The following is a 13768-nucleotide window of genomic DNA, read 5'->3' as shown; positions in this document are numbered from 1 at the left end:
GCGGTAGATCCCGCCTCAATATCATCGACGAAGGAAAAGCGATGCATATCGAACGGGGCCCAAACGGGGACTTCATCTTGGAATCCGGTGAGCTCGCCGGTCGGTTCGGGCTATCAGGCGAAGACTTCCGGCAGAGAATCCGGCAAGGTCTCGTGAAAAGCATGGTGGAGCGTGGCGAAGCTGAGGACATCGGGACCTGCCGCCTCAGCGTTCGCCTTGGAAACCGCCTGTGGCGCGCCATCCTGAGCAACGAAGGCGAGGTCCGGGACGAAGCCATGACATTCGTTCGCGGAGGCGGCCGGGTTCGCGGGCCCTGACGCTGATGCAACCTCCAGTTCCTGGTGACAATGAGGGAATGAATATGCCTGCAGACGCAAACCTGAACACGCATGCTCTCGCCCAGCTCGAAAGGAACCACGAAGCTCTCATGGCGCTTTGCCTCGTCCTGGAAGAGATAGCTTTTGCGCTCCCGTCGGACGTGGACCGCGACGCCTGCCTGCGCGCGTCGCAGATCATGATTCCGCTTCTGCAGCAGACGCATCAGGTGGAGGAACGAATCCTGTTCCCGGATTTCGACAGGAATGCCGGCTCGCATTTCGCCGCCACGTTGATCGAGCGACTGAAAGCCGAGCACCGCTGCGACGTGCTGACCTGCGAGGAGGTATCGCTCACGCTGAAAGCGATGGCAGAAAGGCCCGACATCCCGCCTGAACAGGCCGTTCGTTACATGCTCCAGGGCTTCCTGGAAAGCGTCCGCAGACACGTTCTTTCCGAAAAACTGATCATCGAAGCACTTTTGGTCGCGGAGGCCGAAGGTCGCGAAGTTCTCGCCTAGCCAGGCTCGCCTCCGCGATACGAGTTCCCCTCACGCCGCGGCACGTCTTCCAATATCGGAGCCTATCTCCTCTCCGGTCTGAAACGCGCCGAGCTGTGCCCTCAGTTTCTCGGTCTCGCTTGCGAGAGACTGGGTGGCTGCGTTTGTCTGCTCGACCATCGATGCGTTCTGCTGCGTGATCTGGTCAAGCTGGCTGATTGTCGACGTGATTTCTGCAAGGGCCACCGATTGTTCGGCCGAGGATTGAACGATCGCCAAGACCTGCTGGTTGATCATCCGGACGTGGCGTTCGATACCGTCGAGCGCGGCCCCCGCCTGCCCGACCAGGGCGACTCCGCCGGAAACATCTCTCGAAGCGCTCGCAACAAGAGCCTTGATCTCGCGTGCCGCCGTTGCAGAGCGTTGAGCGAGTTCTCGCACTTCCTGAGCAACCACGGCAAATCCCTTTCCAGCCTCCCCGGCCCGGGCAGCTTCCACGCCGGCATTGAGGGCCAGGAGATTTGTCTGGAACGCGATCTCATCGATGACCCCGATAATCTGGCCGATCTGATGGGAAGACTTGGCAATCTCCTGCATGGCAGCAACCGTGTCGGCGACGACCTTTGCGGCCTGGGATGTATCGGAATTGGCGATCCCCACCGACTTCTTTGCCTCCTCGGCGCCGCTAGCCGACATTTTCACCGCCGTTGCCACTTCTTCCAGCGCCGCGGCGGCCTCTTCCAGAGCCGCGGCCTGGCCGACAGTCCTGCGGGCGAGGTCGTCGGCCGCTTCGTGCAGATCGGTGCAGGCATCGTTGATCGAGTTGGCGTTGCTGCCGGCAAGGAAGACAAGGCGTTCCAGAGTTTGAACCGATTGATTATATGTCAGCCGGAGCGGTTCGAGATTGGATGCCAGTTCCTCGGTGATACGATGGCCAAGATTGCCGCTGGCGAGCGCCTTGAGCCCGCCATCCAGTTGCCGCAAGGCATGTTCGAGTTCGCGGGACCGGGCGGCTCGCTCCTGCTCGATGAGCTCGGCCTCTTTCTGCCTCTCCGCAGCACGGCGCATCTGCTCCCGGTGATCAAGCTCCGCCCGTTCCCTGGCAGCCTCGATTGCGTGACGCACGGCAAGAGCCAGTGCTCCGATCTCATCCTTCGTATCGGCCGCAACTGACGCTTCACTGACTTCGCCTTCGGCCAGGCGCTGCACGGCTTCAGTGAGTTTTCTGAGCGGACGGACGACGCCCAGGCCTATCGATGTCGACAAGGCAAGCGCTGCCGCAATCGCCAGCGCCAGGACCGTTCCCATCGTTACGAGAGTCTCCAATTCCCGCTGCGCCAGAACCGCTGCCTTTTCGCGCAGGGATATCAGGATCTTTTTCTCGATTACTCGTAGAGCATTGATGCGTTCGGTCGCCGCCTTATGCCATTGTGCCGCGTTCCAGCTCGACAGATCCGCATCCGTGCCGGAGCTGAGCAACCGCTGGCGCATCGACGCAAGCATCGTATCGCTGTCCGGACGAACTGCCTCGATATCTTGGGCGAGGTCCGGGTGGTTCACCTTGAACCCTTCGAGCAATATCGACTGGCTGCCATAGAGAAGGGAAAGCCTCAGAAGCGCTGCAGCATCGATATGCCCCGACGAGATCGCGGCATTGCCGAGTGCCCGCTCCTGCCCCGCGAACTCCTTCGCCTGGGAGAGCTGGTTATAGGCGGCGATCTCCGTTGAAAGCCCGCTGTCGGTATTCTGTGCCGCCAGAGTACGCGGTATCGCGAGAAATTGTCCGATCAGACGGGTGTAGAACGTGCTGCTTTCATCCGAGGTCATACCGATCCGATCGATTCTCCGTCGGACATCGGTCAAGGCCTGAAAATCCTCGCGCCGTATCGTCGGGCCGCCGAGATCCGCTTGCGCGACAACCGAAATCCATTGATCGGATTCCAGCCGTACCTTTTTCAGGTGCTCCCCGGCGCCTGCGGCTTTTCCGCCAAGGATCGCTGCACTCTCCCCGCGCTCGATCTGCAGTTGATGAACGGCTTCTCCGACATTGGAGATATACTCGGTGACGTCGACCAGATGCGCGGTGTCACGGTAGGTGCTGAGGCCGCTGTCGATCCTGTCATAGGAAAGCCCGGTGGCGAGAAGAAGCGGAATACAGACGGAGAGCAGGATTCTCCTGGTGATTGCGACATCAGACAAACGCATGAACAACGGTTCCGGAGCGATGCCGGCCTCATGCCGAAATGCCGCAATTCATTCCCGGCCTTTTTATGCTACCATACGCGCCGCTCGCCTCTTTGCCGCAGCGCAAACAATCCGGCATTGAGCCGCCGGGCAAAACTATCCGCACCCCATTGGCAAATCTTGCTTGCGGATCAGCACGGCCATGAGCCCGAACCCGTTCGACCGGAACTGTCGTTTGTCTTTGCGCTAGCTCAAACACCGCCTCTCCTGCAGTCGATAGCCTAGGCCCGCATTTCAGCAGGATGTGTCAATATGGAATTTCCCCGCTTGCTCGCCATTCCCCTGAACTACATGCCGCTTGCGGCGATTGAACGAGCGACGGGAATGCTGTTCCAGCGGGTGTTGAAGGAGCATCCGGATCTCTTCGAACGGCTGGGGGAGCACAAGGCGAAACGCTTCGCCTTTCTGCCGGGCGACCTGCCGCTCGCCTTTATCGTGGAGCCGGCCCGGCCGGCGATCTGCGTCATCAGAAAGTCGGCAATGCAGAGCGCGGTTGATGCCTCGGTGGAAGGGCCGTTCTTCATGTTGCTTGCACTGCTCGAAGGCCGTTGCGATGCCGATGCATTGTTCTTCTCGCGCGACCTTTCCATCACAGGAGACATGGAGGCCATGCTTGCGATGCGGAATGCGCTCGACGACGCCGACATCGACCTGCCGCGTGACCTGTCCGCCCTCGCCGGTCCTCTCGCTCCGGTTTTCGGAAAGTTGGCTGAAGGCATTCGCCGTCGTGCACTTGCCGATGAGGTCTCCGCATGGAACTGATCTGCCCCGCCGGAACGCCCGCGGCCTTCCGCGAGGCCGTCGATGCAGGAGCCGACGCCGTTTACTGCGGCTTCCGTGACGAGACCAACGCCCGCAATTTCCCCGGCCTCAATTTCAGTCGCGACGAACTGCGCACGGCGATCGATTATGCCCGTCGCCACGGCACGCAGACCTTTGTTGCCCTCAATACCTTCATGCGCGCCGGGAACGAAGAGATATGGTATCGCGCTGCCGCCGACGCGGTCGCGCTTGGCGCCGATGCCTTGATCCTCGCGGATTTCGGCCTGATGGCGCATGTGACGGAGCGTTATCCCGAACAGCGGCTGCATGTCTCGGTCCAGGCTTCCGCCTCGAACGCGGATGCGATCAATTTTCTGGTCGATGCGTTCAATGCCAAACGGGTCGTCCTGCCGAGGACGCTAACCATCGCCGACATCGCCCGCATTGCACCGCAGATTCGTTGCGAGATCGAGGTCTTCGTGTTCGGCGGGCTTTGCGTCATGGCCGAGGGGCGCTGTTCTCTGTCCTCCTATGCCACCGGAAAATCGCCAAACATGAACGGCGTCTGCTCGCCGGCAAGTCATGTGCGTTACCGTCAGGAAGGCAACGAGCTGGTTTCGGAGCTTGGTGATTATACCATCAATCGCTTCCCCGCCGGCGAAGCGGCCGGTTACCCCACTCTGTGCAAGGGCCGCTTCGATATCGCCGACAGTCGCGCCTATGCTTTCGAGGACCCGGTTTCTCTCGACGTGATGGGCGAGATCGATGCGCTTGCCGCCGCGGGTGTCAGCGCCTTGAAGATCGAAGGCCGCCAGCGCGGCAAGGCCTATGTCGCCGAGGTCGTGTCGACCCTGAAGAGGGTGTTGTCGGCCGATCCTGCCAAGCGAGCCGCATTGCTTGCCGGCCTGCGTAACCTGAGCGAAGGCCAGAAGACCACGTCTGGCGCCTATGAGAAGCGCTGGAGATGAGCATGAGCCGCACCGTCCCGCCCTCCTTGACGATGGGACCTGTCTATTATCTTTGGGATGGCCCCAAATGGCGCGATTTTAATTTCCGCATCGCCGACGAAGCGCCGGTGGATCGCGTGGTGATTGGCGAGACCGTTTGCTCCAAACGCCAACATTTCATCGAACCCCATATCGCCGAGGTAATAGAGCGGCTTGAAGCGGCCGGAAAGAATGTGGTTCTGTCGACGCTTTCGCTCGTCACGCTGGAGCGGGAAAGCCGTCAGATCCGGGAACTCGTTTCCGACAGCGAGCATCTGATCGAAGCCAACGACCTTTCCGCCCTGGGGCTCCTGAACGGCAGGCCTCACAGCATCGGCCCATTGGTCAATGTCTACAATGCAGCGACGGCCAAACTGCTCGCTGACCGCGGTGCGACCGCGATCTGTCTGCCGCCGGAACTGCCTTTCGCATCCGTCGAGAAAATCATTGCCGACAGCCCCCGGATCGCATTCGAGGTGTTCGCCTTCGGCCGAATGCCGCTCGCGATTTCGGCGCGATGCGCGCATGCCAGATCCAAGGGCAGGATCAAGGACAATTGCCAGTTCGTGTGCGGAGAAGACCCGGACGGCCTGCCGGTGAAAACCCTTGACCGTCAGTCTTTCCTCGCCCTGAATGGGGTGCAGACCGTTTCCCATACCTGTCAGGCGCTCCTGGGTGAACTCGCAAGCCTCTCCGCATGCGGCGTTTCGGCAATCCGCCTGTCGCCCCAGGACTGCGACATGGTGGCGGTCGCAAAGCTCTATCGCGCCGTGCTCGATGACACGCTGGATGCAGACGAAGCGATCGCGCTGCTGCGCGAGATCTATCCGATGGCCCCGCTTTCGAACGGTTTTCATCATGCGCGCGAAGGAGCTGCATGGGTCGCACGTGCCCGCAATACGGCCCATGGCGTGGGCCTGGACTAATCTGGCTAAGCAATGGGCGACCGAAGCGATGGTTGAAGCACGTCCCGTCAGGGCGTGATCAAGCACGAAGGAAAACAAGCGGACCCGCGCCCATCAGAGCGGCATGCCCTTCCGCAAGAAGCCAGAAGACGAGCACGATGGTGCAAAGCATGGCCGCGGCCATCGGCCTGTCGATCCTCAGCCTGGCTCGACCTTTGATGGCTGCTGCGAACGGAATGACGGAGGTTTGCGAAGAGGCCACCGGCCATCTGGTTTCGAATGCGCGACGCGCCCTTCTTTCGAGCATGAGGAACCCGCCGGCGGAGAAGACGGAAAAGCCGCCGAACAGGAGGAGCGAACGCAGATCTCCGTTGGGCGGGATATGCCCGATCGACCAGCACAGGAAACCCCATAGAACCGGATGGCGCGTCACGGCCACGATGGCGTCCGGTTCGCCTTTCTTCCTGAACGAAATCGAAAAGGGATTCCGGCTGAAAAGGCCGGCCAGAACCAGGAACAGCCCGATCGGCGAGAGCAGGAGCGTGCACCAGGCCTGCCATGGCTCCGGCTGCCAGACTTCTACGTAATCGAGGCTCAGGGCGGAAAGGAAAAGCCAGGCAAGAGCCGCGGTGGAAACGACGGAATAGGCGGCGATATAACTTCCGTGCCCCATCCATCCGATCAGCGTGCCACGGATCCGCGGCACCGCCGGTATGGAGTGCAGGGCGACGAACGCCGTAAACGCCAAAAGGAACTCCGGCATGGCAGGACTGCTACTGTTGCCAGAAGAGAACGCCGGCAATGGCAACTGAAAAGACAACAGCCGCCAGCGAGCTGTACCCCTGCAGCACCCCCATGCGCTTCAGTGCGATGGCGAATATGACAATGATCGGAGCGGCCATCACGAGGCCGATTTGAGCGTCAGACATGACAGATCCTTGGGTTTTGCCCTGATCCTAAGCCCTCCATCTCTCGTTTCTTTGCGATATGACAAAGAGCGGCGCCTGATTTGCCTTCATCTTCGGCCCCGAAAATAACGGAGACATGAGAATGGCGGTAATCCCGGCGACCGACGAGGCGGACGAAGGCAGCGACCTTCTTCTCTGGGTACTGGTATGGGGGGAGCTTGCAGCATTCGGTATCCTGCTGATCGGCTATCTCGTCATGTCGATGCTTCACCCGGAAAGCTTTGCGCTTGCAAAGCTCCACCTCACACCTCGGCTGGCAGGATTCAACACCGTCGTGCTCCTGGCGAGCAGCTGGCAGGCCGCGCTTGCGGCGAACTCTCAGGACAAACCCCGCCGACAGCGCCTCTCCCTGTTGCTCGCCGCGGCATTGGGTTTCCTCTTCGTGGCGTTGAAATTCGTCGAGTACAGTTCCGAATGGACCGCTGCCGGCGATGAGAATCTTCAAACCTTTTTCGAACTCTATTTTCTCATCACCGGCTTCCACCTGGCGCATGTGGCTTTCGTAGCGGCTCTTTTCGTGCTGGCGGCGATTAGACTGGAGCGCTCGACAATCGTCATCCTGACGACCGTCTGGCATGTCATAGACATCGTCTGGCTGGTGATGTTCCCCTTGATCTACCTGAGCTAGGGTCGGGAGGCCGGAATGAACGATTCGAAACTCTTCGGCAGCGCGAATTGGGTCTTGATGCTCGGCATCGTTGGCGCGCTGATCGCGGCCCAGTGGAAGCAGGAGGCGATCCCGATGATCGCGTTCACGGCCATCCTGGTCATGACGGTCGCGAAAGTGCGGCTCATCGTGCTCGACTTCATGAGCCTGCGCGGAACCCGGCCTCTCCTGGCCCGTGCGCTGATGATCTGGCCGACCTTCTTCGCGGCTCTCTCCCTGGGCAAGGCCGTGCTGGCGGCTGTTCTCTAGGCAAACCTGAGCTCCCCTCTCAAGCCGGCGCGTGCCCTGACCGCAGGCGCGGCCGTCATTGCTCCCTACCGGGTGCCAAGGAAAGCCGGCCCTCGCCTTTCGAGATTGCGGTCTCTCGAAGCTCCGACTTTTTGTTTGGGAAAGCGCAAAGAACCCATCCCGGAATCCTCGCATAGAAGCTCCACGGGTCATCGTCCGCATCCGCGGCTCGATTCCCGAATTTGCCAAAGGCATCCGCACATAGGGGACATCAGGATGGCAGAACGCCTCACGAAGACCGGGGCACGCAACGTCTTTTACGGCGGCTCCGCGTTCTTCTTCGCAATCTTTCTGGGGCTCACCGCCCACAGCCACTACTACATGCGAACCACCTCCACGGACGAGGCCACGCTGACGGATTCCGTCGCGCGCGGCAAACACGTCTGGGAAAAAAACTCCTGTATCAACTGCCACACCCTTCTCGGCGAAGGCGCCTATTTCGCGCCGGAAGTGGGCAATGTGTGGAAGCGCTGGGGCGGCGATACAGACCCGGACACCGCCCGCGCCACCCTGAAAGCATGGATGGCCTCACAGCCGAGCGGAATCGAAGGCAGGCGGCAGATGCCGCAGTTCAATCTGACGGAACAGGAACTCGACGATCTGGCCGACTTCCTCGAATGGACCAGCAAGATCAAGACCCAGAACTGGCCGCCGAACGATGCCGGCTGATCTGACGGGAAGGAAAAACACATGAAATATCAGACGCAAAAGGTCGCAATGCTGTATTTCTACGGCGCGCTCGGCCTCTTCATCGCTCAGGTCCTGTTCGGCGTGCTTGCAGGCACCATCTACGTCCTGCCGAATACGCTCGCCGAACTTCTGCCGTTCAACATCGTGCGCATGGTGCACACCAATGCGCTGATCGTCTGGCTGCTCATCGGTTTCATGGGCGCCACCTTCTATCTCCTGCCGGAGGAGGCCGAGACGGAACTATATAGTCCGAAACTCGCCATCGCCCAGTTCTGGATCTTCCTGGGCGCCGCGGCGGTGGCCGTCGTCGGATATCTCTTCAAGATCCATGAAGGCCGCGAATTTCTGGAACAACCCTTCATCATCAAGGTCGGCATCGTCGTCGTCTGCCTGATGTTCCTGTTCAATATCACCATGACGGTATTGAAGGGGCGCAAGACCGTCGTCACGAACATCCTGATCTTCGGCCTCTGGGGTGTCGCGATCTTCTTCCTGTTCGCCTTCTACAACCCCGCCAATCTGGCTCTCGACAAGATGTACTGGTGGTATGTCGTCCACCTGTGGGTCGAAGGGGTCTGGGAACTGATCATGGCTTCGGTCCTCGCCTTCCTGATGATAAAGCTCAACGGCATCGACCGCGAAGTCGTCGAGAAGTGGCTTTATGTCATCGTCGGGCTTGCCCTGTTCTCAGGCATTCTCGGCACCGGCCACCATTTCTACTGGATCGGCGCGCCGGGCTACTGGCAGTGGATCGGCTCGCTCTTCTCGACGCTTGAAGTGGCGCCCTTCTTTACCATGGTCATCTTCACGTTCGTGATGACCTGGAAGGCCGGCCGCAAGCATCCGAACCGCGCCGCGCTCCTCTGGTCGATCGGCTGCTCGGTCATGGCCTTCTTCGGAGCGGGCGTCTGGGGCTTCCTGCATACGCTGTCGTCGGTCAATTACTACACCCACGGCACGCAGGTCACCGCGGCCCATGGCCACCTCGCCTTCTTCGGCGCTTACGTCATGCTGAACCTCGCCGTCATGGCCTACGCGGTTCCGGAAATCCGGGGTCGCAGCCCGTACAACCAGTGGCTTTCGATCGTCAGCTTCTGGATCATGTGCACGGCCATGTCGGTGATGACCTTCGCGCTGACCTTTGCGGGTGTCCTTCAGGTGCATCTCCAGCGCGTCCTGGGCGAAGGCTATATGGATGTCCAGGACCAGTTGGCGATCTTCTACTGGATCCGCCTCGGCTCGGGCGTCTTCGTGCTGATCTCCGCGCTGATGTTCCTCTGGGCCTTGTTCGTCCCTGGCCGCGAGAAAAACCTTGCTGGCAGCGCAAGCATCCAGCCAGCCGAATGATGCGATGCGGCTCCATCTCCCGATGGAGCTGCTCCCCCTCTAAAGATCAAGGACACCCCAATGAACGCGAACCCTCAGGTCAAAACCGCAGATGCCGGGCAGGTTCCCCATTACGTTCCTGCAGGAAACGAATGCGAATTGTTCGAGACGGCATGGAAGCGGCAGCTTCCGCTTCTTCTGAAAGGCCCGACCGGCTGCGGCAAGACCCGCTTCGTCAGCCATATGGCGGAACGGCTCGAATTGCCGCTCTCCACCGTCTCCTGCCATGACGATCTGACGGCGGCCGATCTGACCGGCCGCTTTCTTCTGAAAGGCGGCGAGACCGTATGGGTCGACGGGCCGCTGACGAGATCGGTCCGTGGCGGCGGCATCTGCTATCTCGATGAGATCGTCGAGGCGAGAAAGGATGTCGCCGTCGTCATCCACCCGCTGACGGACGACCGGCGCATCCTGCCTCTCGAAAGAACGGGAGAAGTGCTGGAGGCCCCCTCGGAGTTCATGCTGGTCGTCTCCTATAATCCCGGCTACCAGAATATTCTCAAGACGTTGAAGCCTTCGACCAAGCAGCGCTTCATCGCTATCGAATTCGATTTCCTGCCTCGGGAACAGGAGGTTGCAATCGTTGCGGCAGAAAGCGGCCTTGCGGAGCGGCATGTCGTGCCGCTGGTTACCCTCGCCCACCGCCTGCGGGCGCTCAAGGGACACGATCTCGAAGAAGGCGTTTCGACGCGCCTGCTCGTCTATTGCGCCTCGCTCATCGAAAGCGGCCTGAAGCCGCGTGACGCGATCCGTGCCGCCCTGATCGAGCCACTGACAGATGATCCGGATGTGCGGGCGGCGCTGTTCGAAGTCGCAAATGCGGTCGTAGCTTGAGGACAGATCAATGCTGGACTTCCTCGAACTGGAAGAAACCGTCGGCAAGGCCTGGCATCGGCTGGTCGGCCAGACGCGCAGCACGCCGCGATATCCGGAGCACGCGGTCGCATTGGACGAGATCAAGCCGATGCTCGCCTCCTGCTTCCGCGGCTTCGGCGGCGATCACGCCGTCCAGCTCGTTGCGGCCCATCAGCGCACATCCAAACATCGCCTCAAGCTTCGCCAGCTCGTCGGGCTGGGCGAGGAGCGGCTTGCCCGGTCCGGCCGGGATTTTGCACGGGCAATGCTGCCGGAGGTCATCGACTTCTTTCCCGATCGCAGCTTCAACCGCGAGCTGTTCATCTGGTTGACCGCCGCCGTGGCCATGCTGCCGGAGGCACAGCCCACGTCGACCGATCCCCTTATCCGCGATCTTGAGCGGCTGCACCTTTCCACGATCAACGTGGAAGCCGCCCTGGCCGCTTTCCCTGGGCTGCGTCCGGCCTATCGACGCCTTTGCGCGGCAACACTTGCGCAACGCCATCGCGGCAAGCTTCCGGCGGTCGAACAGCTTCTGGAAAACAGGATCGTCAGCCTTCTTCGCACCGGCGCGGGCCTGCCCGACGATCTGCCCAAAGCGATATTCCCGCACCATGCCCCGCCCGGCTATCAGCCGATGATGGATGTGCCGCTCTGGCCGGAATTCTTCCAGCAGGAGGAAAGCCGCTCCTCGGCCACGGATTCGGAAGCCCCGCTCGGCGATCCGCAAGGGTCGAATGGAGGACGCCGCTTTGCCGCCCAACGGGAGCGTGAAGACGAGAAGCGTTCCGACCGGAGCCCCTTCATCCTGAACCGTTTCGAAAAGATCCTGGCGATGGCCGAAATGGTCAATATCGACCGGCCGACCGACGACACGCCCGATGAGGATGGAAAGGCTGCCGAGGATCTCGACGAGATGGTCCTCGGGCATCGGCGGGAACGTCCCTCATCCCGTTTCCGCTTCGATCTCGACCTTCCGCCCGAAATGGTCGACCTCCAGGAAATCGCCGCCGATCTGACCTATCCCGAATGGGATTACCGGAAGGCCGCCTATCTGAAGAACCATTGCCGGGTTCTTGCCGTTCCGGTGGCGGTCTCCGGCGATCGCCTTTCCATGTCGAACGACACGAAGGCGTTGGTCAGAAAGGTGCGCAAGCAGTTCGAGATCCTGCGCCCTCGCCAGGAACTCCTCAAATCACAGCTTGACGGAGCGGAGCTCGATCTCGATGCGGTTGTCCGGCGCCGGACCGACCTCGTGGCCGGTGGACAGGGCACGGACCGCATTCACATCACGAGCCAGCCGCGCAACCCCGATCTTACGGTCACCATACTCGTCGACGTCTCCCTTTCCACCGACGCATGGATCGACAACCGGCGGGTCCTGGACGTCGAGAAGGAAGCGCTTCTCGTCCTCTCGCAAGGTTTGACCGGCTGCGACACGGATCACTCCATCCTGACCTTCACGTCGCGGCGCCGCTCCTGGGTGCGGGTCGAGACCGTGAAAGGGTTCGATGAGCGGCTTTCTCCGGGTGTCGAGGATCGTATCGCCGGGCTGAAGCCCGGATATTACACACGTCTTGGAGCCGCCATGAGACATGCGACCGCCGAACTGGCAAAACGCCCCAACCGGACGCGCCTGCTTCTCGTCCTGACCGACGGCAAGCCGAACGACATCGATCACTACGAGGGCCGTTTCGCGCTGGAGGATAGTCGCCGCGCCGTGCAGGAAGCGCGTCGCCAGGGTGTAAACGTATTCGCCGTGACGGTGGACCAGGACGCAAAATCCTATCTGCCGACGATGTTCGGCCGCAACGGCTATGCGGTTGTCGGAAACATTTCGAAACTGCCGGCGGCCTTGCCCGCCATCTATCGCGGCCTGACGGGCTAGAGAACCCGGCCGCGCGGAGGTTCGGCCGCGGCGGATTGCCGAACCTCCACCTCTCCACTCTGAACCAGCGCCTGTCCCGCTTATCGAAATGGTCTGCCGTTCTGTTCCGATAGACCTCGAACGCTAATCCCGATCTTCGCCTTCGCCTTGTGCGCGTATGCGGTTATCGGCGGCATCAATGGCCAGCCGACGCTGTTCTCCTCCGCCGACAAGGTGCAGGCCGGCAGCCAGGTTGACGACGACGCAGGAGTGGTTCGGATAGATGAGCAGCCGGTCACCGATCGCAAGATCGGTCGCGCCGCGCGCGACCATGCCGTGCTCCTCGGAGAGCCGCGTGACGATCAACGGTGTTTCAAGCTCATCCGACCAGGCTTCCCCAAAGGCAGTGCCGGTACCGACGCTGTGGGGACCGAGATCGGAACTCAGCGTCTTCGAGCCGGCATCGATGATATAGACGTCGCGATTGGCCGAAATGATCGTTGTCGCGACCGCCAGCGCAATCTCCGAGCGCGTGGCGATTCCGAGCCTGACGGCGGTGAGATCGAGGAAGACGTAATTGCCGGGCCGGGCTTCGTCGATGCCCTCGAAGCCGTCATTGCAGAGCATCGTCGGGGTACTGCCGATCGAGATGCGCGGCACGTCGATCCCCCTGCCACGCAAGGCCTCGCGGAAGCGCAGCAGTGTCTCGCGTTCGTCAGCCGCTACCTTGCGGACGCCGTCCGGATTGCCGGCGCCATAGGCGTGTCCGGCATGGGAGAGTAGCCCCATGAAGCGGTGCTTCGAGCGTGCCAATCTGTCCGCCAGCACGAGGCTTTCGGAGTTCTCCGGATCGACACCGCAGCGGTGCAGACCGACATCGACCTTGAGGAATACGCCGCCTGCCCTGCCCGTCTCGACCGCGGCCTGTTCCAGGACATCAAGCCCGAAGCTGCTATCCACGATGAAGCGCAATTCCGCATCGCGATCGGCCGCGAGCTTCAGGAGGCCCGCGACTTGCCCCGGCGTGATCATCGGATAGGCGACGGTGACCGGCGAAATGCCCGCCCGGATGAAAACGGCGGCTTCGGCGGCATGAGAGGCAGTGATGCCGCGGGCTCCGGCCGCAAGCTGTCGTCGGGCGATCGCCACCGATTTGTGCGTCTTGATATGCGGATGCAGTTCCACCCGGCTACCAACGATCGACTGCATGCGGGCGATATTGGCGTCGAGCCGCGGTTCATCGACCACGACGCAGGGTGTTTGCAGGTCTTCAGCGCCGGCAAAGGCTTTCCGCGTCCCATCGGCTGAAACATTCAATGGGTCGTGCATGGCGCCC

General features: G+C 61.2%; 15 protein-coding genes. 11 read left to right on the top strand and 4 right to left on the bottom strand.

Annotation, left to right across the window (positions count from 1 at the left end; translation table 11 throughout):
- The first annotated feature begins 41 nt into the window (after positions 1-41).
- Both JL39_RS32345 and JL39_RS01505 read left to right on the top strand, forming a co-directional pair.
- On the top strand, positions 42-317 hold the full coding sequence (locus JL39_RS32345) for a DUF6522 family protein (protein WP_037145465.1): 276 nt from the start codon (positions 42-44) through the stop codon (positions 315-317).
- A gap of 44 nt (positions 318-361) precedes the next feature.
- Positions 362-835: a hemerythrin domain-containing protein gene (locus JL39_RS01505; protein WP_037146033.1), complete on the top strand. Its 474-nt coding sequence runs from the start codon at positions 362-364 to the stop codon at positions 833-835.
- A gap of 30 nt (positions 836-865) precedes the next feature.
- On the opposite strand, the gene JL39_RS30375 is transcribed toward JL39_RS01505, so the two are convergent.
- Entirely contained in the window at positions 866-3019 is a 2154-nt protein-coding gene (locus JL39_RS30375; RefSeq protein WP_052182574.1) for a methyl-accepting chemotaxis protein, read from the bottom strand.
- A gap of 291 nt (positions 3020-3310) precedes the next feature.
- Between JL39_RS30375 and JL39_RS01495 the strand changes: the two genes are divergently transcribed.
- The 3 genes from JL39_RS01495 to JL39_RS01485 are packed head-to-tail and all read left to right on the top strand — an operon-like array spanning position 3311 to position 5732.
- A complete protein-coding gene (locus JL39_RS01495) occupies positions 3311-3820 on the top strand; it encodes an SCP2 sterol-binding domain-containing protein (RefSeq protein WP_037145462.1) in 510 nt (169 codons plus the stop codon).
- Positions 3811-4788: a peptidase U32 family protein gene (locus JL39_RS01490; RefSeq protein ID WP_037145461.1), complete on the top strand. Its 978-nt coding sequence runs from the start codon at positions 3811-3813 to the stop codon at positions 4786-4788. Before JL39_RS01495 ends, JL39_RS01490 begins: the two co-directional genes overlap by 10 nt.
- 2 nt (positions 4789-4790) lie before the next feature.
- Complete coding sequence (locus tag JL39_RS01485; RefSeq protein WP_037145460.1) at positions 4791-5732, top strand: U32 family peptidase; 942 nt, start codon at positions 4791-4793, stop codon at positions 5730-5732.
- Positions 5733-5790: 58 nt separating this feature from the next.
- On the opposite strand, the gene JL39_RS01480 is transcribed toward JL39_RS01485, so the two are convergent.
- Both JL39_RS01480 and JL39_RS32055 read right to left on the bottom strand, forming a co-directional pair.
- Positions 5791-6474: an NnrU family protein gene (locus tag JL39_RS01480; protein WP_037145458.1), complete on the bottom strand. Its 684-nt coding sequence runs from the start codon at positions 6472-6474 to the stop codon at positions 5791-5793.
- A 10-nt stretch (positions 6475-6484) separates the two neighbouring features.
- Positions 6485-6640 carry a hypothetical protein gene (locus tag JL39_RS32055; protein WP_200883902.1) on the bottom strand — a complete coding sequence of 52 codons (156 nt, stop codon included), beginning with the start codon at positions 6638-6640 and terminating at the stop codon, positions 6485-6487.
- Between the two features lie 121 nt (positions 6641-6761).
- Between JL39_RS32055 and JL39_RS01475 the strand changes: the two genes are divergently transcribed.
- From JL39_RS01475 to JL39_RS01450, 6 genes are all read left to right on the top strand, one after another.
- Positions 6762-7307 (top strand): cytochrome c oxidase subunit 3, encoded by a 546-nt coding sequence (locus JL39_RS01475; RefSeq protein ID WP_348270549.1) that lies wholly within the window; start codon positions 6762-6764, stop codon positions 7305-7307.
- A 15-nt stretch (positions 7308-7322) separates the two neighbouring features.
- A complete protein-coding gene (locus tag JL39_RS01470) occupies positions 7323-7595 on the top strand; it encodes a cytochrome C oxidase subunit IV family protein (protein ID WP_037145456.1) in 273 nt (90 codons plus the stop codon).
- Positions 7596-7850: 255 nt separating this feature from the next.
- Positions 7851-8303 carry a cytochrome c gene (locus JL39_RS01465; protein WP_037145455.1) on the top strand — a complete coding sequence of 151 codons (453 nt, stop codon included), beginning with the start codon at positions 7851-7853 and terminating at the stop codon, positions 8301-8303.
- Positions 8304-8324: 21 nt separating this feature from the next.
- Entirely contained in the window at positions 8325-9671 is a 1347-nt protein-coding gene (locus JL39_RS01460) for a nitric-oxide reductase large subunit (protein ID WP_037145454.1), read from the top strand.
- A gap of 60 nt (positions 9672-9731) precedes the next feature.
- Positions 9732-10544 (top strand): CbbQ/NirQ/NorQ/GpvN family protein, encoded by an 813-nt coding sequence (locus tag JL39_RS01455; protein ID WP_037145453.1) that lies wholly within the window; start codon positions 9732-9734, stop codon positions 10542-10544.
- 10 nt (positions 10545-10554) lie between these two features.
- Complete coding sequence (locus JL39_RS01450; RefSeq protein ID WP_037145452.1) at positions 10555-12453, top strand: VWA domain-containing protein; 1899 nt, start codon at positions 10555-10557, stop codon at positions 12451-12453.
- A 123-nt stretch (positions 12454-12576) separates the two neighbouring features.
- Here JL39_RS01450 and JL39_RS01445 read toward each other — a convergent pair whose 3' ends face one another.
- The gene (locus JL39_RS01445) at positions 12577-13761 is read right to left on the bottom strand and encodes an alanine racemase (RefSeq protein ID WP_052182573.1); all 1185 of its coding nucleotides are present in this window, start codon (positions 13759-13761) and stop codon (positions 12577-12579) included.
- Positions 13762-13768: the final 7 nt, after the last annotated feature.

This window comes from Rhizobium sp. YS-1r (genome assembly GCF_000757525.1).
Lineage (GTDB): Bacteria > Pseudomonadota > Alphaproteobacteria > Rhizobiales > Rhizobiaceae > Neorhizobium > Neorhizobium petrolearium.
The sequence above is the reverse complement of the archived record's forward strand: the minus strand, read 5'-3'. Positions and strand labels throughout refer to the sequence as shown.